Annotated in this window: 14 protein-coding genes; 7 read left to right on the top strand and 7 right to left on the bottom strand. The window is 26.0% G+C overall.

From position 1 onward, the window contains the following. The 4 genes from MAU_RS01830 to MAU_RS01815 form a co-directional block, all read right to left on the bottom strand. Positions 1–524 (bottom strand): restriction endonuclease subunit S (locus MAU_RS01830; protein ID WP_040543930.1); only part of this gene is annotated, 524 nt, incomplete at its 3' end. Continuing rightward, positions 511–2,160: an N-6 DNA methylase gene (locus MAU_RS01825; RefSeq protein ID WP_004424535.1), complete on the bottom strand. Its 1,650-nt coding sequence runs from the start codon at positions 2,158–2,160 to the stop codon at positions 511–513. The genes MAU_RS01825 and MAU_RS01830, both read right to left, overlap by 14 nt. A 12-nt stretch (positions 2,161–2,172) precedes the next feature. Further along, positions 2,173–5,355, bottom strand: coding sequence for an HsdR family type I site-specific deoxyribonuclease (locus tag MAU_RS01820; protein ID WP_004424533.1), 3,183 nt, complete (start codon positions 5,353–5,355; stop codon positions 2,173–2,175). A 78-nt stretch (positions 5,356–5,433) separates the two neighbouring features. Then, positions 5,434–6,864, bottom strand: coding sequence for an RNA-binding domain-containing protein (locus MAU_RS01815; RefSeq protein WP_004424530.1), 1,431 nt, complete (start codon positions 6,862–6,864; stop codon positions 5,434–5,436). Between the two features lie 304 nt (positions 6,865–7,168). On the opposite strand from MAU_RS01815, the gene MAU_RS01810 reads away from it, so the two are divergent. From MAU_RS01810 to MAU_RS01800, 3 genes are read left to right on the top strand one after another with little or no spacing between them, the layout of a single operon-like run. Then, a complete protein-coding gene (locus MAU_RS01810; RefSeq protein WP_004424528.1) occupies positions 7,169–7,696 on the top strand; it encodes a tRNA (cytidine(34)-2'-O)-methyltransferase in 528 nt (175 codons plus the stop codon). A gap of 18 nt (positions 7,697–7,714) precedes the next feature. Continuing rightward, positions 7,715–8,572 (top strand): ribosome biogenesis GTPase YlqF, encoded by an 858-nt coding sequence (gene ylqF / locus MAU_RS01805; RefSeq protein WP_004424525.1) that lies wholly within the window; start codon positions 7,715–7,717, stop codon positions 8,570–8,572. Further along, positions 8,560–10,701 (top strand): hypothetical protein, encoded by a 2,142-nt coding sequence (locus tag MAU_RS01800; RefSeq protein WP_004424524.1) that lies wholly within the window; start codon positions 8,560–8,562, stop codon positions 10,699–10,701. Before ylqF ends, MAU_RS01800 begins: the two co-directional genes overlap by 13 nt. Before the next feature lie 41 nt (positions 10,702–10,742). On the opposite strand, the gene ffh is transcribed toward MAU_RS01800, so the two are convergent. After that, complete coding sequence (ffh, locus tag MAU_RS01795) at positions 10,743–12,071, bottom strand: signal recognition particle protein (RefSeq protein WP_004424522.1); 1,329 nt, start codon at positions 12,069–12,071, stop codon at positions 10,743–10,745. A gap of 185 nt (positions 12,072–12,256) precedes the next feature. Here ffh and MAU_RS01790 point away from each other — a divergent pair, with 185 nt between their 5' ends. From MAU_RS01790 to MAU_RS01775, 4 genes are read left to right on the top strand one after another with little or no spacing between them, the layout of a single operon-like run. Beyond that, entirely contained in the window at positions 12,257–13,627 is a 1,371-nt protein-coding gene (locus MAU_RS01790; RefSeq protein ID WP_040543928.1) for a glycine--tRNA ligase, read from the top strand. A 20-nt stretch (positions 13,628–13,647) separates the two neighbouring features. Further along, the gene (dnaG, locus tag MAU_RS01785; protein WP_004424517.1) at positions 13,648–15,492 is read left to right on the top strand and encodes a DNA primase; all 1,845 of its coding nucleotides are present in this window, start codon (positions 13,648–13,650) and stop codon (positions 15,490–15,492) included. A 14-nt stretch (positions 15,493–15,506) separates the two neighbouring features. Then, positions 15,507–17,060, top strand: coding sequence for an RNA polymerase sigma factor (locus MAU_RS01780; RefSeq protein ID WP_004424514.1), 1,554 nt, complete (start codon positions 15,507–15,509; stop codon positions 17,058–17,060). Positions 17,061–17,087: 27 nt separating this feature from the next. Continuing rightward, entirely contained in the window at positions 17,088–17,933 is an 846-nt protein-coding gene (locus MAU_RS01775; protein WP_004424511.1) for a deoxyribonuclease IV, read from the top strand. Positions 17,934–18,034: 101 nt separating this feature from the next. Here the strand turns inward: MAU_RS01775 and MAU_RS01770 are convergent, their stop codons facing one another. Next, positions 18,035–19,021, bottom strand: a complete 987-nt coding sequence (locus MAU_RS01770; RefSeq protein ID WP_004424507.1) for a hypothetical protein — start codon at positions 19,019–19,021, stop codon at positions 18,035–18,037. Positions 19,022–19,239: 218 nt separating this feature from the next. Continuing rightward, positions 19,240–20,058 carry an alpha/beta fold hydrolase gene (locus tag MAU_RS01765; RefSeq protein WP_004424506.1) on the bottom strand — a complete coding sequence of 273 codons (819 nt, stop codon included), beginning with the start codon at positions 20,056–20,058 and terminating at the stop codon, positions 19,240–19,242. Positions 20,059–20,183 lie beyond the last annotated feature (125 nt).

Here is a 20,183-nt window from a genome sequence, read left to right as displayed (position 1 = left end):
TTATTTAGCAATATTTTTTTGTTAATTAAGTTCAATAAATTACCTATTTTAACTTGTTCATTATATGGATGTATCTCTAATTCAAGATTTCTAAAAGTGTTTAAATTTATGGATTTAACTGTGCTTCCACCTGAAATGCTTCTTAATAATCTTTGAGTTTTATCTCATTGCAAAAAATATAAAAGATAGTAATTATCAATTACGTTTTCCTTACCTGTTAATAGTCACAATCTTCTACCAATTGCAATATTATTTCTATCAAGCATAGCGACTCTACCAACAGGTGCTTCTTTTGTTATTAAAATATCACCTATTTTAGGTGTTCTTTTTGTAGTCATCTTTAAGTATTCTTCTAAAGAGACATAATAGCATTTCGAATAATCTATATAATTTTGAAATACAGATAGCGCACTCAAGGTTGGAATATTTCTACTTAACGAAGCTTTATTTCTTCCACTATAAGTTGCTTTACTTGAAAAATCTATTACTTCACTAAGCACATCATTTAATTTAACTTTTTCCATATTTTAATTTACCTAATTGTTCTAATATTTCACTTTGTAATTCATTAGATTCATCAAAGAGTTGTTTGAGTTCTTTTCTATATTCATTCATTTGGCTTTCGAATTCTTCTTCAGTAATGTCAACATAATCAATTTTTATATCAAAATATTGACCAGCAGATAAGGAATTATTTTTTTCTGATATTTCATCATAACTAACAAGTTTTGAAAAGCTATCTACTTCTTTTTTTTCTCTAAAAGTGCTAATTATATGTTCAATATCTTTGTCTGTTAATCTAGTTCTTTGTTGAGTTCCATCTTTGTATTTTTCACCCAATTTTGATGCATCTATTAGTATAACTTTTTCGTATTTTTTGGACTTATCAAAAAATAATACAGATACATTAGTTCCAGTATTCGCAAATACATTCGATGGCATGCTTATACAACCATAAACTAATTTGTCTTTAACAATTCTTTCTAGTATTTTTTGTTCTATTCCTGATTTTGCAGTAATAAAACCAGTTGGAACTACTATAGCGCCCTTACCACTATTTGGTTTAATTGAGTTAATAACGTGTTGAATAAATAGAGTATAAATTGACATAGATGTTTTTTTTTGCTTAGGAATATTCGGAACACCTGCTCAAAATCTAGATTTCATTGCTTCTAAAGTGTCTCTAGTATCTGCAAAATCCATTTTAAACGGTGGATTTGAAACAACAAAATCAAACGTCATTAAATCACCATTTTTTGATTTATGGAATGGATTTGTAAGAGTATTTCCAACAATAATATTTCTTAGCGAAGATACAAGATTATTTAGAATCAAATTCATCTTAAGCATAGTGCTGCTTTTTTGAGAAATATCTTGTGTAAAAATTGAAGATTTATCTTCACCTATTAGATGAGATAGTGATATAACAAGAGTACCAGTTCCAGCAGATGGGTCATAACACGAAACATTTTTTAGAGTTTTATCACCGTCAACTAATAATTCAGAAATAATTTTAGCTATTGATTGCGGAGTGTAATACTCTGCATAGCTCCCACCACCATTTGTGTTGTAGTCTTTTATAAGATATTCAAAAATAGTAGAGAAAAAATCATACGATTGGCCGAAAGCATCTTCAAAAGAAAAATCAACTAGTTTATTTATTAATGCTCTTGCAAAATCCGAACGCTTATTAACATCTGAAATATTTTCACTAATTATTGGACCAAAAAGATTAACTTGTGTTCCTTCAGTTGTTTCTGTAATATATATTTTTTCATTAAGTTCGGATAGTTCTTTCATTGTGTCATCAAAAATTTCACCAAAATTGTTTAAATTTTGCTTTTCTCATAAAACAGAAATCAAATGTTCAGGGTTAAATGCAAAAAGATATTCATTACTTATATCATCTATAAAATTTTCTACCTCTTGCTCATCCATTTGCCTGTAATTTTCTACTCATTTATTTTTTTGCTTTAATTCTTCATCTATATATGGACTATTTTTAACATCATAGTAGAATTTATCATTCAAAAATTTATAAAGAAATGTTTGAGTAATAATTTTGTATTCATCCCCACCATTCGACAAACCATAAGAATGACAAACTGCTTTAAGAGAATCTATAAGGTTTTTTGTTTGTTGTTCTAATTTAGTAATCATGTTTTCACCATTCTAAGTTCTGTATGCATCTATATATTCCAAAGCAATTAAATTAGATGCTTTTTTAATTCATTGCTTTTCTTTTTCAGTTATCCTTTTGTTGTTATTTTTTGAAATAAAATCCTTTGCATAGTTTGATATTGCCTTTATAACTACACTTTCATTATCAACAAATGTATTGTTATTTTTTCTTCTTTCTTCTAATTTACTTTTTATATGGTTCAAGCATTCAAATATAGTATTTTCATTCTTGATAGGTCATATTTGAATTATATTAGAATTACTATCTTTATTTGATTTACTATTTGAAGAGATTATTTTATGTATTTTTACTCAAGTAACATCATTGTTATATTTCTTCTCTAATAAATTATCCTTATATTCCAACGATTCAAGACTATCTGATTTATTTTTAAAAAAAATAATTGCTTCACTATACTCTTTTATATCACTTATAGGTTTTATCCTCAAAGCATTAATCTTTTCTATAACCTGTTGTCATATTTTTTTAAATTCAAATGAATCTGGATATTTATATTCGGTAAATTTTTTAATAAGCAAGGAAGCGGAATTATTTATACTAGAGTTTTCATTTTCAGAAATAATATCTAGTATTTTCTGGTCAACCATTTTAAAACTATAAACAACATCGGATAAAATACTATTTATTTCTATTTCGTTTGCAAATTCATCTTTGAATTGCTCTTGAGTATTAACAAAATTTATTCTATTTTCAACTTCATTTTTCATACATCTAGCTTTTTTAGGTTCTATAAAAATTGATAATAGTTCTTTTAGTTTAGGATCATCTAAAAACGCTGCTATATTGGATATTTCTTGTAATCTAACTAAGGCATTTTTTAATTCAAATAAAACTCGTTTATTATTTACTCTAGTTATTGCTCTGCTAAATTCTTCTAAATTATTTTTTGGATAAGGAAACATTATATTTTCAATTTCTTTTATTTCTTTTACTAGATTTTCTTTTTTTTGCATGATATCGTCATAGAAATTAGTTCTTATTAGACTTTCAGAATCATTAATGTCGTAACTATTTAATTCTTTTATGTATTTTTCGTTTGTTTTTTCAAAATTACTTTTTATATCTGCAAAATCAACGATAAATCCATATTGATAATGTTTGTAAGGTCTATTAACTCTAGTTATTGCTTGTAATAATGTTTGATTATTCATTTCTCTAGCTAAATATAATTTTTTTAATCTAGGAGAATCAAAACCAGTTAATAACATATTAAAAACTATTAATATATCGATTTTAAAATTGTATTTAAAATCATTTATGACATTTGCTATATCTTCCTTACTTTCATCATAAAGTACTAAACCAACTTTATAATTAGTTTGCATATTCTGGTCGTCAATTTCTTTATTTAATTTATCTTGTATTTCATTAAAACAATAATAAATTGCTTTAGCCTGCTTTGATGTTTTGCAAACTATCATACCACCTAATGTTTCATCGTCATTATTTACTCTAAATTTTTTGAAATCATTAATTATATATTCAACAAATTTTTTAACATAATTAGAATGTTCAACAATATGCTCGATTTTTACTGATTTGTCTTTAAGCTTCATATTATCATGGATTTTACTTAATTCTAGTTTGAAAGATGTTTCAATTTCATCTCTAAATATTTTTAGAGTATATCCATCTTCTATAGACTTATCATAATAATATGTGTGAATGTATTCACCAAATATCTTTCAGGTTTCTTTATCTTTTTTAAGTAGTGGTGTACCTGTTAGGGCTATTTTAATAGCATCACGATCAATATTTAATAAATTACCAAGAAATGTTCCTTCGGGTTTATAACTTCTATGAGCTTCATCTACAATAAAAATTCTTTGAGAATTTAAGTCATATTTTAAAATATTGTCGTCTTCTTTTTCTAAATCAAACTTTTGAATATTAACAACTGTAATTTCCAATTTTCCTTCATTATTTTCAATTGAACTTTGTTTTTTAAAATGTTCTTTGAATTCATGTTTACTATTTATTTTATTGACTTTTAATCCCCTAGCCTCAAATTCTCTTGTGGCTTGCTCTGATAAATCTAATCTATCAACAATAAAATAAAATTTTGGAATAATATTACGTTTCGAATAATAATCTGTCAAAAATTTTGTTATGAAATATGATAATGCAGTCTTACCTGACCCTTGAACATGTCATATGGTTCCAGATTTTATTCCTTGGTCTAATTTATTTCTTAATGCAAAAAGAGCAAATAATTGAGGATATCGAATAATGTGTTTTTGCTTTATAGTAATAGGCATATTATTTTCTTCTCTAAATTGATTTAAAAAAACAATACCATATTTTAATATATCAAGCAGTCTTTGCTTGCTGCACAAAGAAGTAATAATTCTATTAAGTGGTGTTAACCGATTTATATTAGTTTGGTATTCTATATCATCTTTTATTTCTAAACAATTTAAATCTTTTAGTATTTGTTTTTCTTGTATTTCATCAATATCTTTATATTCAAAATTTTTATAAAAACCAAATTCATCACCATTGACTAGTTCCTCGTTAAAGGAATTAAAAAAACAATCTTTTTCTGAAATTGTGCTATAAAAAGATCCCTGAGTAGGTCTTATACCATCTTCAGCTTTATATTCCATATTGTTAGAAAATATCATTAGTTGAGTCATGTTTAAAAATTTTCTAAATTTTTTATTAGTCATTCTTCTGCCTAACATTCTTTTTTGTTCTTCAACTAATGTGTTTTGATTATTGGGTTTCTTGACTTCAATAAGAACTAAAGGCAAACCGTTTATGAAAAGTGTAATATCTGGTCTAAACTCTTCATTGCCGTTTACACAACTAAATTCAGCTGTAAAGTTAAATACATTATTTTCTGGATTATCAAAATCTATTAGTTTTTTAGTACTTGATAATAAACAATCATAATAAAAACTTCTACCAAGATCATCATTTCTTAATTTATCTGTAATTTCAGATAATAAATTATCAAAATCATTTTTATTAAAATTAGGGTTAAGGAACATAAATTGTCTTTTAAATACATCTAATAGAATATTTGTATTTGGATCATAAATTTCGTATGCTTTTGATTTGTCAATCTTTCCGTAATATTTATATCCCAATCTCAAAAGATGAACCATAGCTGGAACTTGTACTCTTGTTTTTTCGTTGAATTCCTTCATAAAATAAACCTCATAAGGCTTTAATAAGTCTATTTAATTTTATATTTTTTTTAAATATAACTTCGTAATAGCTAACACTTATTTATTAACTTTATATATAGTAGATCTACCTACATTTTCTTTAATGATTTTATTTTCTTCTAATAGGTTATTTATTATTTGATTTGCTCTTGTTCTTTTGACATTAGCAACCTTTTCTATATCTTTCCTTTTAAAGTTCGAAACGCTTTTTATATAATCCAAAATGCTTTGATTTTGTGAAGCATCATCTTTATTTTGTAAATCTATTCTTTTAGTTTCTATATCTATATTATTTTTAAAAGTACTCATGCTATCAGATAGAGCAAGATCATCTTTTTTATAATTTAAATTTCATAAAACAACTTTAAATAATTGTTCATTTGACATAAAAATTGGTTTTAAATTATTGGAATAATTAGGTTGACTTGCGTATAACTCAATAATTTTGTTTAATCCACTGCCACGTTTTTCCATATAATTAATTCTTCAAAAAATATTCGCTAAAGTTTCATTTCTTCTTCTTGAAACAACTAATCATGCAGAAGTCTCTTGGATATTACTTCCATCCACCATTCCTCCAGGGGAAGTTATTTCAATTCTATCATCATAAATGTCAACATCAATTTGTGAACCTTCCATTGCATAATCCCGATGAATCAAAGCATTAACAAGTGCTTCTCTAATTGCTAAAAATGGATAATTAGGATATTCAATTCTTTTTTCATTAGTTTTTTTTCAAATAACCAAATTATAGTTATTTATAAAATCCTCAGTTTCTTTAAAAATATCTATTAAACTTCCAGTAAATTCTTTTGTATTAAGACTTAAAAACTGAGAATTTGTTTTATTATTACCATTTCACCTAGTTGCATACACTTTTGAAGATTTTATGAAACCATTATCTGCTATTAAAGCTCCAGCATTTGTTAAAAAATCATCTTTTACTAAATCAAGGGAAATTAATTGAATAGCTGTTTTTGCCTGAAAGCCAATTTCACTTAATTTTGCATTTAAACTTCTAAAATTTGCTTCTTTTCAATTAATTTCTGTTTTTAATGTGCCAAATGACTGTTTTGAGCCTCTAAAAAATAGATTTCTTAGTTCGTTTGCATTTGCTTTAATGCTTTGATTTCCATATCTTATATATGTAGCATCACCTTTTTTAGTTAAATAACGATATGGTGTTTCATTACCATCTTTAATTGTTAAAATAATAAATTTCAAACCATTATGTTCTTCTATTTCACAATAAAACTCAGGATTAGGATCAATTTTTGTTTTAATAGCTTCGCTAATATCTTCTAAAATGATTTGGGGATTTTTTAAACCTACTACTTGATGATTATCATCTATACCAATAAATATTTTCCCACCTTTTGTGTTTGCAAAAGCGCTAACAGTATGTAATAAATTATCTGGATTTTTTTTGTCAAACGTAAGCTTATATTCATTCGTTGTTGTTTCACCATTATATTTAAAATTAACCATTTGCTATTATCTCTCCATTATTATTAGTAGTAGTTAAAAATATTCTACCACCTTTCTACCACTTTTTTTTACTTATGTGGTAGAAAAAAGGAGATAATAAGGTATTTTAGGCCTCTATTCAACCATCTTTCTACCACTATTCGACCACTCTATGGTAGATAAGTGGTAGAAAAAAGAAATCACTTAGTCTAATACACACTTATTTTTTAGATTACCTTCACTAATCCATTTTTCTTTATTCTTTTGATATCTTTTTTTAACTTATAAAACTTCATTTTAATGATGTATAGTAAAATTCTATAATATGATTAATATTATTTTATACCAACCTGAAATAAGTCCAAATACAGCTAATATCATTCGCACTTCTTTTGCTGGAAATGCAAAACTACATATCATTAAACCAATTGCTTTTGATTTGCATCCACACTGATTAAAAAGAAAGGCTGCAGGACATTTTTTAAGTGAAATTCAACATGAAATTCATGCAAATTATGATGAATTTATTAAAAAATATCCCAATAAAAATATTTTTTATATTACTCGTTATGGCTTAAAAAATTACGCAGATCTCAATTACAAAGAAATCTTAGAAAATGAAAAAGAAATTTGGGTAATGTTTGGAACCGAAAGTACAGGCATTCCTAAAAGAATTATGCAAAACAAGATTGAAAATTGTCTACGAATTCCTATGAACCCCAATTGCCGTAGTTTAAATTTAGCTAACTCAGTAGCAATTGTTTTATATGAAATTTTAAGACAAAATGATTTTGCTAACCTTTCTTTATATGAAGTACAAAAAGGTAAGGATTTTATTCTAAAAAAAGATTAAAAAATTAAGGATATAAAAATGATTCATTGATTCCCTGGGCATATGGCAAAGCAATTTAAGTTGCTTCAAGAAAAACAAAAGATTTTTGATTTATTCATTGTTGTAATGGATGCAAGAATTCCACGTAGCTCATTCAATGAAGAAATCTTTAAAATCATTAACAATAAACCAATTTTATTTGTTCTTAATAAATCAGATAAGGGCGATTTATCAAAATTAAAACCTTTCATTAAGGAATATGAAAAAAGAGGTCAAGTTATAATAACTAACCTAAAAAATCCAGCTGCATACAAAAAAATTGACTCTGCTATCAATCAAGAATATCTAAAACTTAAAGCTAAAAATGAATCTAAGGGAAAATTAAGCCCACCTTTAAAATGTGTTGTTTTAGGTATTCCAAACGTCGGCAAATCCACTCTAATTAATACTATGGCAAAATCAAAATCCACAAAAGTTGGTGCCATTCCTGGCATTACTCGTTCGGAGCAATGAATTAATTGCAAAAATTATATGCTTCTAGATACACCAGGGCTGCTTATGCCTAAAATTAAAAGCAATGAAATTGGTGCTAAATTAGCAATCGTGGGCTCCATTAGAAAAGAATCAATCGATCTTAATGAATTAATAGTTGAACTATATCGTTTAGTTTCTAAATACTATCCTAATAAATTGCAAGATATTAATTTAGATAAGGCATTTTTAGAAGAAGATATCTTTTTTAATATCAACAAATTTAGCGAGGTAAATAACTTACTTATTAAAAATGGCCAATATGACATTAAAAGAGGTATTAATCTATTAATTAATTATTTTCAAAATTTAAATAATGTTATTTATGATGTATTTGAAGAAAGTGAAGAATTATGGAAGAAATAAATAAATCAAAAATCAGATACATAGCCTTAGGTGATGCTTTTGCTGCTGGCTATAATTCTAAAATTGGCTTTCCTACAAATGGATATCTAAATAAAAATCAAAAAATTAATGGACTTGATTATCCAACTACCCTTGCTTCCTTAATTGCTAACAATAAACACTTAGAATTAGAGAGTTTTTATAATTTTTCTTTTGCAATTGGAAATCTTGATTTCTTGCAAGCAATATACACAAATAACAAAAAAGAAATTTTAAAAAACGGCAAGATTATTGATTTAATTCAAGCAATTGACTGGTTTGCTTCCAATCCTTTTAAAAACTTTTTTTCAAGTTTTTTAAATGATTGAAATATCAAAAATAATGATTTTGGCTTTTTAACAAATAAAATCAAGGAAGCAAATCTGATTTCGATTACAGCTGGTTTTTTTGATTTTTTTAATAAATTGCCATTTAAAAAAATTCTTGCCTTAAACAAATTATCCAAAGAAAAACGAGGGCATAGTATTGTTGAAATTAAAGAAGATATTGAAAAAATTAAAGAAGAAATTTCTTTGAAATTAATTTCTTTAATTAAATCAATTAAGACACTTAATAACAAAGCAAAAATCTTTATAACTAATTACCCACAGTTACTTTTTAATTTAAAACATGCAATTAATTCATATATCAATGAAAACCAAATTAAGTCTTTTGATTTATATGAATATATTAAAAGAAGTTTAAATTCAATCATGGAATTAGTAGCAAATAAAAGTGCTATTGATTTTATTGATATTGATGATTTTGCTTATTGAAATGAAAACTATAAATATCTATTTGAAAATATTTTTTCTTTTTTTCCTTCTGAAAAAGGCTACAAAAAAATTGGTATGGATATATATAGCAAGTTATTTCTATCCAAAGATTCATTCAATGAACAAATAAAAAATGGCATTTTTTTAGATAAATATATTACAAACAAAGAATATTGAACAAATAATTTTAGCAACTATATTCCTTTAGTAAAAAAAATTGACACAGAAGCTTTGTTTAAGTTTGTTTATGGTAACAATAAGAATGAAAATATTTATTTAATGAGTGCAAACGAAAACAAGTATCACACATATTTAAACTACAAAATAAGAGTTTCGGATTTTTTAACTTTATTTTTAAGATACTATGGTTTTCTTTTATTTGATTTAGTTAAAAAATTCATTACTGATAAATTTGGCATTGTTAAGGATAGATACAAATTCATTCAAAGTGTCATTGAATTTACTACTAATGAACAGCGCGCTAAACAAGTAATTTTAATTTTTCTAAAAAACCAAAAGCTTGATAATATCTTATATATCTTAGAGCAATCTATTTTTAAAAGACAACTAAATTCCAATTTCAATTTGCATCATAGCATCATTTTAGCTGAATTAATTAGTATTCTAAGACACAACCAATATTTAGTTTATGATGTTTTAAAATACTTTTTTAACTCGCAACTAATAACTGAAGCAAAAAATGAAATTAATCATATTATTCAGCTATTTATTAAAGAAAGTTTAAATAGCGATCTATTAAATTATTTCTTTAATTTCAAAGGAAATAATAAGTTTAAAAATATTATTAATTATGTATTAAGTCTCAATTCATTTAAAGACTTTGTGACTTTTTTTCTTGAGTCTTTAATTAATTATGCAAATATATATATAACACTAAAAAACTTTGATGAGCTTTGAGCTAATTTCATTATTAAAAATAAATACAATATCTTACTTTTACTAGATAAAATCCTTGTTGAATTAACAGAAGAAACCAAAATTCAAGAATCAATTGATTTCTTTAGTAATTCAATTAGTGATTTATTACGACTTGAAATTGAATCCAAAGATTACAAGCAACTAAAAAATGCGATTACTAACATTTTAAATATACTAAAAAGCAATCCAAAATACCTAAATAACTTAGGTCTTAAATTACTAGATCGCATTAAGGATATTTCTTTATATGATTTAATTTTTTTAAGTAAGGAAAATAAGAAAAAAATACTTAAATGAACAAATTTTATTTCAATTAATAAATATCTAATTTTAGGCTTCCAAATTCTTAAAAATCTTTTTATCATAAGAAAAATAATAAAAAAATATAAAATCTAAAAAAGTTGACTTATTGCAAGTCAACTTTTAAAATTGTTTTTTTAGCTATTTAAAATGCCATTTTTTAGTTGCGGATTAGCTGCCATTTCTTTCATTTGTTTTGACATACGCTCAAAATCATTTAGCAATAAATTATATTCTCTAGCACTTCTACCAGAACCTTTAATAATGCGTTCTTTTCTTGAGGCATTTTTTAGAAGTTTCGGATTTTTCTTTTCGCCTTCAGTCATGGAATTAATTAAATAAGTATAGATTTTAAATTTATTTTCAGCTTCATCTATTTTTTCGTCACTAATTTTATCAGCCATGCCAGGAATTAATTTAAGAATGGATTTCATTTTGCCTAATTTTTTAATTTGGGCTAAAGAATTCATAAGGTCATTTAAATCAAATTTTCCACTAATCATTTTATAGCCGATTTTTTTCATCATTTTTTCATCAACTTCTTCCGAAGCTTTTTCAATCAATGATAAAACATCGCCCATACCTAAAATCCGGTCTGCCATTCTATCAGGATGGAATACTTCAAGTCCAGTAATTTTTTCACTAATCCCAATAAAAGCAATATTTAATTTTAGAAGATGGCTGATACTTAAGGCAGCTCCCCCTCTTGCATCTGAGTCTAATTTAGTAATAATTGTGCCACTTAAATTAAGCTGCTCATGGAATTTTTTGGCACTATTAATTACATCTTGTCCACTCATTGCATCAACAACTAAAAAGATATAATCTGGCTTTGTATAACGTTTGATTTCTTTAAGTTCGTCCATTAAATTTTCATCAATCGCAAGTCGTCCGGCTGTATCAATAATAACTAAATCATTTTTAAATTCTTCAGCTTTTTTAATTGCTTCAGTTGCAATTAAAAGTGCATCATTTTCTTTTTTTGTAAAGAAATCAATTTGATTTTGTTTGGCAAGTTGGTCTAGTTGATCTCTTGCAGCTGGACGATAAATATCATCCCCTACTAATAAAGGTTTTTTGAAGATACCTTTTTTGCGAAAATAAAAAGCTAATTTAGCTGAAGTTGTTGTTTTTCCTGAACCCTGTAGTCCAACCATCATAATCTTAGTTGGATATCCTTTGGGCTTAATTTCAATTGTATTATTGCCAAGAATTGCCGTTAATTCATCTTTAAAGATTTTTAAAACTGTTTGTTGTTGATTTAGTTTCCCTATAATTTGGCTATTTAGAGCTTTTTCTTTAACTTGTTTAACAAAAAGTTTTACAACTTCTAAATTAACGTCAGCTTCTAATAAAGCAAGCTTCACTTCTCTTAAGATTTCAAGAATATCTTCTTCATTAATCGAAAGCTTTTTATTAATCTTATCAATTGATTTTTGGAATCTTTTTTGTATAAAATTTAGCATAAAAATATTATAACAAATGTAAGGATTTAAATAACTTGAATAACTCAAAGTTAGTTATTGAAAATCAAACTTTTTAAGCCTTAAAAAACAAAGATAATTTTTTCTTAACAAAGCGCTTCTTAATTTTTTATTTTTGGTACAATTTATTATTAATTCTAATAATAAAAGCTTCTGGAGTGTATTTCGTGGATAATAATTTAGAAAAAGATATTCAAAATGTCATTGCGCATTTAAAAAACCAAGGCTTTGTATACCAAAACTCAGAAATTTATGGCGGAGTTGTTAATACTTGAGATTATGGCCCTCTAGCAGTTGCAATGCTAAATCAAATTAAGAGTTTTTGAATCAATGAATTTATAAGAAAAGAAAAAAACTTTTTGATTGATTCCAAAATTATTATGAATAGATCAGTTTGAAAAGCTAGCGGCCATCTTGATAATTTTTCAGATTACTTGATTGAAAATAAAAACAACAATAAAAGATACCGTGCTGACCATATTCTTAAGGATTTATATCCTGAAATGGAAATTGAAAAATATAGTCTTGAACAACTTGAACAAATAATCAAAGAAAAAGTTAAAAAATATGATGGCATTGAAACAAATTGGGGAAATATAAGACCTTTTAATTTAATGTTTAAAACCCAAATGGGAGCTATTGATAATGCTGCATCAGAAACCTTTTTAAGACCTGAAACAGCCCAAGGTATCTTTGTTAACTTCAAAAATTTAAGTCGTAGTTCAAGAGCCAAATTACCTTTTGGAATTGGCCAAATTGGAAAGAGTTTTCGCAATGAAATAACTCCGAGAGATTTCATTTTTAGAACCCGTGAATTTGAGCAGATGGAACTTGAGTTTTTTTGTGAAGAAAAAGATAGTGACTATTTTTATCGATACTGAATTAAGAAAGCTAAAGAATTTGTTTTATTCTTAGGACTAAAAGAAAATAACATAAGACTAAGAGAACACAGCAAAGAAGAATTAAGTCATTATTCAAAAGGCACCCTTGATATTGAATATCTATTTCCTTTTGGCTGAGGGGAACTTCTTGGGATTGCTAATCGTGGCTCTTTTGATTTAGAACAACATATGAAATTCTCAAATCAATCTCTTGAATATCTCAAAGAAGATGGCAGCAAAATAATTCCATTTGCAATTGAACCATCAATTGGGCTAGATCGATTACTTTTTGCATTATTAATTGATGCATATGAGATTGAAAAACTTGAAAATGATGAAGAAAGAATCATTCTTAAATTAAATAAAAAAATTGCCCCTTATGAACTAGCTATTCTTCCGCTTACAAAAAAACAAGCAAATGAAGCTAAAGAAATTTATAATAATTTATTAATGCATACCAATTTAAGAGTTACTTATGATGAAAGCGGCTCAATTGGCAAACGTTACCGTCGTCAAGATGCAATTGGAACGCCTTATTGCATAACAGTTGATTTTGATAGTCCAATTAATAATACGATTACAATAAGAAATCGTGACACAATGAAGCAAGAAACAATTTCCATAAATGAAATTGAAAACTACTTTAGAAATATATAAAAAAGAAAGTCAAGGTTTAAATGTCAAAAGAAAATATTTGAGATTTTATTATTTCTAAATGCGATATTGTTAATATTATAGGACAATATGTATCCCTTAACAAACAAGGAAAAAACTACAAGGCAAATTGTCCTTTTCATTCTGAAAAAACACCTTCGTTTATTGTTAGTGGCGAAAAGCAATTTTTTAAATGCTTTGGCTGTGGTAAGTCAGGAAATGTCATTAAGTTTATTGAATTTAAAGAAAATCTAAATTCAATTGAAGCTCTTAAGTTTCTAGCTAAAAAAGAAAATCTAGATATCTCAAACTTTGATAATTTCTTTTTGCAAACAACTATTACATCTGAGCAACAAAAAATTCTTGATGCTATGTCCACTGCCAATAATTTTTTTCGATACCAACTTATTTTTGAAAAAAATGCAGCAATCGAAGCATATCTAAAAAAAAGAAACTTAAGTGAGGAAATTATTAAGGAATTTGAATTAGGTTATGCTAATTCAAATAAACTTATCTATGACAAATTAAAAGAAGAAAATATTGATGATTTTGCTATCTATAATTCCTCGCTACTTTCTAACTATGGTAATAAAAACTTTTTTAATGACCGCCTAATTTTTCCAATTCATGATAAATATGGCAATATCGTTGCTTTTTCAGGAAGAGATATTAGTGACTTACAAACACCAAAATATCTAAATAGTGCTGAAACAATCGTTTTTAAAAAAAATGAAGTAATGTTTAATTATTTTCATGCCCAAGAAGCAATCAATGAAACAAATGAAGTTTATTTGGTTGAAGGACAATTTGATTGCATTGCTTTATATAAAATTGGCATTAAAAACGTCGTTGCTTTAATGGGAACTTCTTTTTCTATCAATCATCTAAAAGAATTAAGTAACAAAAATATTATTCTTTTGTTTGATAATGATGAAGCTGGAAAAAATGCTACATTTAAGAATCTAAAAATGATTTTACAAAATCTAAAAAAATATAACTTAAATGTTTCATTTATTAATAATAATCTAAATAAAGACCCAGATGAACTATATAATCTTGATAATGGCTTAAGTCTTAAAAAAATAACAAATATCAAGATTGATATTATTGAATTTCTTTATAATGCTTTTAATGAAATTTTTAATAAAGAAGCTAACGAAATAAATAAACTAAATGCTTATGAAACTTTATTTGAATATGTTTCATATTTGTATGAAAACTGAATAATTGCCTTGCAAGAAAGAATGCAAAAAGCAAATATCCTATCAAAAGATTTGTTTTATTCACTTCTTAAAAAAATAAAGAAATCACAAGCTAATTTAGATTTTTATGCAACTTTTGATCCTAAAAAAAATTCAAATGCACAATTTAATGAGCCAAAGTTTGATCAATATGAAATTGAATCCTTTGCAAGTAAAATGCAAAAAAAAGGAACTCTGATTAAACAAGAGCTAAAAAATAAAATTTCAGTATATCATAAAACCTTGATTGATTTTTATATCATTGTTACTTCTTTATCCCAAGATTTTTTTAACAAAGAATTTTTTAGAGATTTTAAATATATATCTTTTGATGATGAAAATAAAAAACTTAAAAAATTAGTTGATTATGCTTTGGATAAAAAAAGTCAAAATGATATCAGCAGCCCCAAAGAAATTGTTAGTTTTTTAGAGAATGATATTTCTAATTTAGAAAATAAAGATGAAATATCTTTGTATCAAGAATTCCTTGAAATAGCTAAAGAATTACAAAATTACAACCAAGATAGTCTTTTTGACAAACAAATGAATGATAAAGATCATTTTTATAAAAAATATCAGGAAATGCGTAGTTTAAAAAATAAAAATAAAAAGAAATTTATTTCTTAAGGAGAATATAAAAAATGGAAAATAAAGATTTGGAAAAATCAATTGATTACACAGTCAAAATCATTGAACAAGAAATTAAAAAACTTCAAAAGAAAAACCCAAATAAAAAATCTTTTTCGCAAGAAGAGGTTTTTGATTTGATTGATAAAAAGAAACTTTATGTTGATGAAGAAGAATCAGATCTTTTATTAGCAAAACTTCTTAAGAAAAAAATCATTTCTAATAGTGTTGACGAAGGGGATAATGATGATATCTTAGGTTTTGATGATGATTTCAAACTTGATGAAGAAGCCTTGAAAGCAATTGATAGCGAAGAAGATAGTGAAGATAATGATGAAGAGATCTTTGATGAAAGTGAAAGTGGCGCTGAAGAAATTGAATTTGATGATCCATCTTTAGGACACAGTCAAAAAAAAGACTACGAAGTATATGATGAAGATGTGGAATTTATTTCGAATAATATTAACCACAGTGACTATGATGAAGAAGAAGATTATGATAGTTATGACTTAGATGACTATGATGAATTTAGTGACTCTTCATGATCTAAGAAAAACCAAGATGAAGAAAAAGCTTCTAAACTTCTAAAAAACTATAATTCTGAAGATATTCAAATTGGTAGTCTTAAAAGAAATATGGAACACAGCAACCTCTCAAATAGACTAACTGAAACTAATGACATTGTTAAATGATACATGCGCTGAATTGGAAAATATGGCAAGCTTTTAACTGCTAAAGAAGAAAAAGAATTAGCTGAAAAAATGGAAAATGCTAAACAAGCTGGCAATATGTATAAGTTTAAAAAAGCCCGCGACTTATTAGTTAAAAGAAATCTTAGATTAGTAATTAATAATGCCAAAAAATACAAAAACAGAGGTCTTAGTTTTATTGATTTAATTTCTGAAGGTAATGCTGGAATTATGAAAGCAGTTTCCAAATATGACTATAAAACTGGCTTTAAATTTTCTACTTATGCGACTTGATGAATAAGACAAGCAATTACTCGAGCCGTTGCTGACCAAGCGCGTACTGTTAGAGTACCAGTACACATGGTAGAAACTATCAATAAAGTTCTAAAAATTGAAAGAGAATTACAACAAGAACTAGATTATCCGCCAACAGATGAAGAGATTGCTAAAAAATTCGGTGGTGATTTCACTGCTGAAAAAGTACGCTACATAAGAAAAATCAATATCAACCCAATTTCACTAGATAAAAACATAGGAAAAGAAGAAAATTCAAGTTTTTCAGATTTTGTTAAGGATGAAAGTGTAACAAGTCCAACAAATTACACATCCCAACAAGAATTAAGTGTCATTTTGAATGAAATGATTAATTCATTACCTGATGAATCAGATAGACTTTTAATTCGTAAAAGATACGGAGTATCTGATATCAATGGTATTTCATATCGTCCACATTCACTAGATGAACTATCTAAAGAACTAGGTATTTCCAAAGAAAAAGTACGTCAAATTGAAACAAAGGTACTTCGCAAATTAAAACATCCCCAAAAACGTAAGAAATTAAAAGAATTCTTCATTAACGAAAGTTATGATCTTGACTAAAATTTAGGTATTTAAGGAAGAATAGTAATGATAAAACTAGGAAGTCATGTTTCTTTTGTAAAACCTTCGTATTTAGAAAATGCTGCAGCGATTTCTCTTGAAAATAATGCTAATTGTATGATGATTTATTTAGGAGCTCCGCAAACTACACAGCGTATTCCTAAAGAAAATTACCATTTAGAACAATATAAAAACCTTTATGCAAAGCATATAGCAGCTCAAGATATAATTGTCCATGCTCCTTATATTGTTAATCCTTCAAATCCAGAAAAAAGCCAATTTGCTATTGATTTTTTAGTTGCTGAAATAAAAAGAATGAATTATATTGGTGCTAAATATCTAGTACTACACCCAGGTTCACATACAACATTTACCATTGAAGAAGCAAAAAACACATTAATAGCTTCCCTAAAAAGTATTCTAGACCAAACTAAAGACGTTAACATTGCCTTAGAAACAATGGCTGGAAATGGCTCAAATTACTGCAATAATTTTGAAATTCTTAAGGAAATTATTGAAGCAGTTGACCCTAGTCGCTTATGTATTTGTTTAGATACATGCCATATTTGAGATGCTGGTTATAACATTAAAAATTACTCTTCATTTAAAACATATTTAAAAGAAAAAGGTTTCTTAAAATACATCAAAGTAATTCATTTAAATGATTCAAAAAATGAACTTAATGCAAAAAAAGACCGTCATGCAAATATCGGGCAAGGTTATATAGGACTAGAAACTCTAAAGAAATTTGTTTATGATCCTGACTTTGATAATATTCCAATTATTTTAGAAACTCCTTATATCAATGACAAGCCTCCTTACAAAGAAGAAATTGCTTTGTTATTAAATAAAAATGAACCTACGCTATTTTAGATTTAAACAAGCTTATACTTAGTAAGTTTGTTTTTTATTTTAGTTAAAAAAATACTCCCATGAATTAAAGTAGAAGTATTTTTTGAATTTCCTAAGAAAGCTTATTCAGTAAATTCAACAATCAAACGACCAGTTATTAATTGACTTCCAATGATATCAATAGTTGCTGATTTTTCAGTTAAATTTGAAACATAAATATTTTTAACGTCTAATTTATATGTATCCTTAAGCTCCTTTTTTTCTTCTAAGAATTTATTTATTATGTTACTATAGGTTCTATTATTCTTGTCAATCTTCATTGAGTATTTTCCATCACGAGGGTTAATTACATCAGTTATTTTCTTTCTTGAATCAGTATTATTTAATTGTTGTCTCAATGCTTCAATTTCAGCGATTAGCTGTTTGTTTTGGTTAACACTCTTTAAATTTGTTAATTCATCAGTTACCTTATTTAACTCTTCTAGTGTTCTTGCAACAGCATCGTTTTTTCCATTTATTTCATTTAATAGTTCAACGTATTTCTTATTAAGTTTATTATATGTTAACTTATATGCATCTAAGTAAGTTTCCATTGCTTCTTCTGAATCACTAGCTTCTTCTAATTCTAAAATTAATTTGTTAACTTCATCTTCTAATTGGGAATTAGTTTTGGTTAAATTGTCAAGTTTTCTTATAGCTTCTATTTTTTCTTTATTGATGCTTTCTAATTCGTTAATTTTGCTTTCTAATTCTGCACTATTTTTTTCTTTATCTTTCTTTAATTCAGTAATTTCAGATTTTAGTTTTTCTTCATCTTTTGTTAATTTTGCAAGAGAATTGGTTAATTCATTTAATTTATCTTTGCTAATTTTTAATTCAGAATTTAATTTATTATTTAATAAAGCCTTGTATGCATATGCATATTTAGACTTCACCATTTCTTTTTCAATTTTAGAGATTTTTTCTTTTAGTACTTTGTTTTCTTTTGCTTCATTATTTGCTTTGTTGCTACTATTATTTTTGTTTTTAATTGTGTCATATGCTACAACTGCAGTAGTTGAAAGCGCAACTGTTGTAGCTGCGGCGATTGCTCAGATTAGTTTTGCCATTTTTTTATTTTCCCCAATGCTATTAATAAGATTTCTATCTTAGTTTGTGTGTATTTATATTTTTATATTAGTCCTTTTTTTTTTTTTTTGCAATTTAGGATTAGAAACTAAAAGAAAATTAATTTTTATATCAAGAAAGATATAAAAATAGGAAATAAGTAACTTATTTCCAATACTTCTTTTAAATTTTAAGGGTTAAATTAAACTTGTAACGACGTTTAATTTCTTTCTTTTCTAATATGCTTATCAATAATTTTATTGATATCCAAACTACCATTATAAAACATGGCATGACCATATGCATTCAGTTCATAATGTTTAATATTATAAGAATTAATTACATCAATGGCTTTATTATAGTCAATATAATTATCATTTTTAGTTATAACAACACTTAAATTAGAATTGCATGTAAAAAATGAATCAAACATTTCTTTAACAATGTTTGAATGAAAAATTTGGTTTACAATATTGCCAAACATTTCTTTTCTTTGTTTGAGAAATTCTAAGCTAGTTCTAAGAATTAAATCTTTCGTTTCTTTTTTTAAAAGTCAACCATTTTCAATGTCACTAAATAACTGTAGTTGTGAAATATAAAATTGCTCTGGATCGTTTGGAAGTAAATATGACTTAATTTCATTGATTTTATTTGTATCTAAATTAAGTGGTAGCAGTGGTGTAATACCAAAAATATGTTTGATGTTAGGATTATTTTTAGCAACAAAAATAGCTGGTAATATACCTAACGAATGACTTAACAAGTAGATTTTTTTGTTTGGCAAAATCTTTTTAATAAATAAATCAAGTATCTCACAATAATATTCAATTGAAAGAGGATTGTTGTTTGTTGATTGACCACATCCTGGCAGATCAATTGCAACTAGAGAATAATTGCGTTCTTTAATATTAAAAAGATGCAGAGCTCTTTTAGCATTATCCCCAAAGCCATGGACAAATAAAACTACTTTTTCTAATATCTCATCATCAGCAAGATAACTAATTGTTTCATTATTCAATAAAATTGATTGACGTTTCATTATAAATCCCTTCTTAATTTTATTGACTTATTAATTTTTATTCTTTGTTATTGTATCAAAAAGATTGAATTTCAAAGACCTTTTTTGGTGTTTATTTGAAATAAGAAAGATAAAAATAAAAAATT

The sequence above is a fragment of the Metamycoplasma auris 15026 genome, from assembly GCF_000367765.1.
In the GTDB taxonomy this organism is placed as follows: domain Bacteria; phylum Bacillota_I; class Bacilli_A; order Mycoplasmatales; family Metamycoplasmataceae; genus Metamycoplasma; species Metamycoplasma auris_A.
Note: the sequence above shows the minus strand (reverse complement) of the source record. Positions and strands in the feature narration are given on the sequence as shown.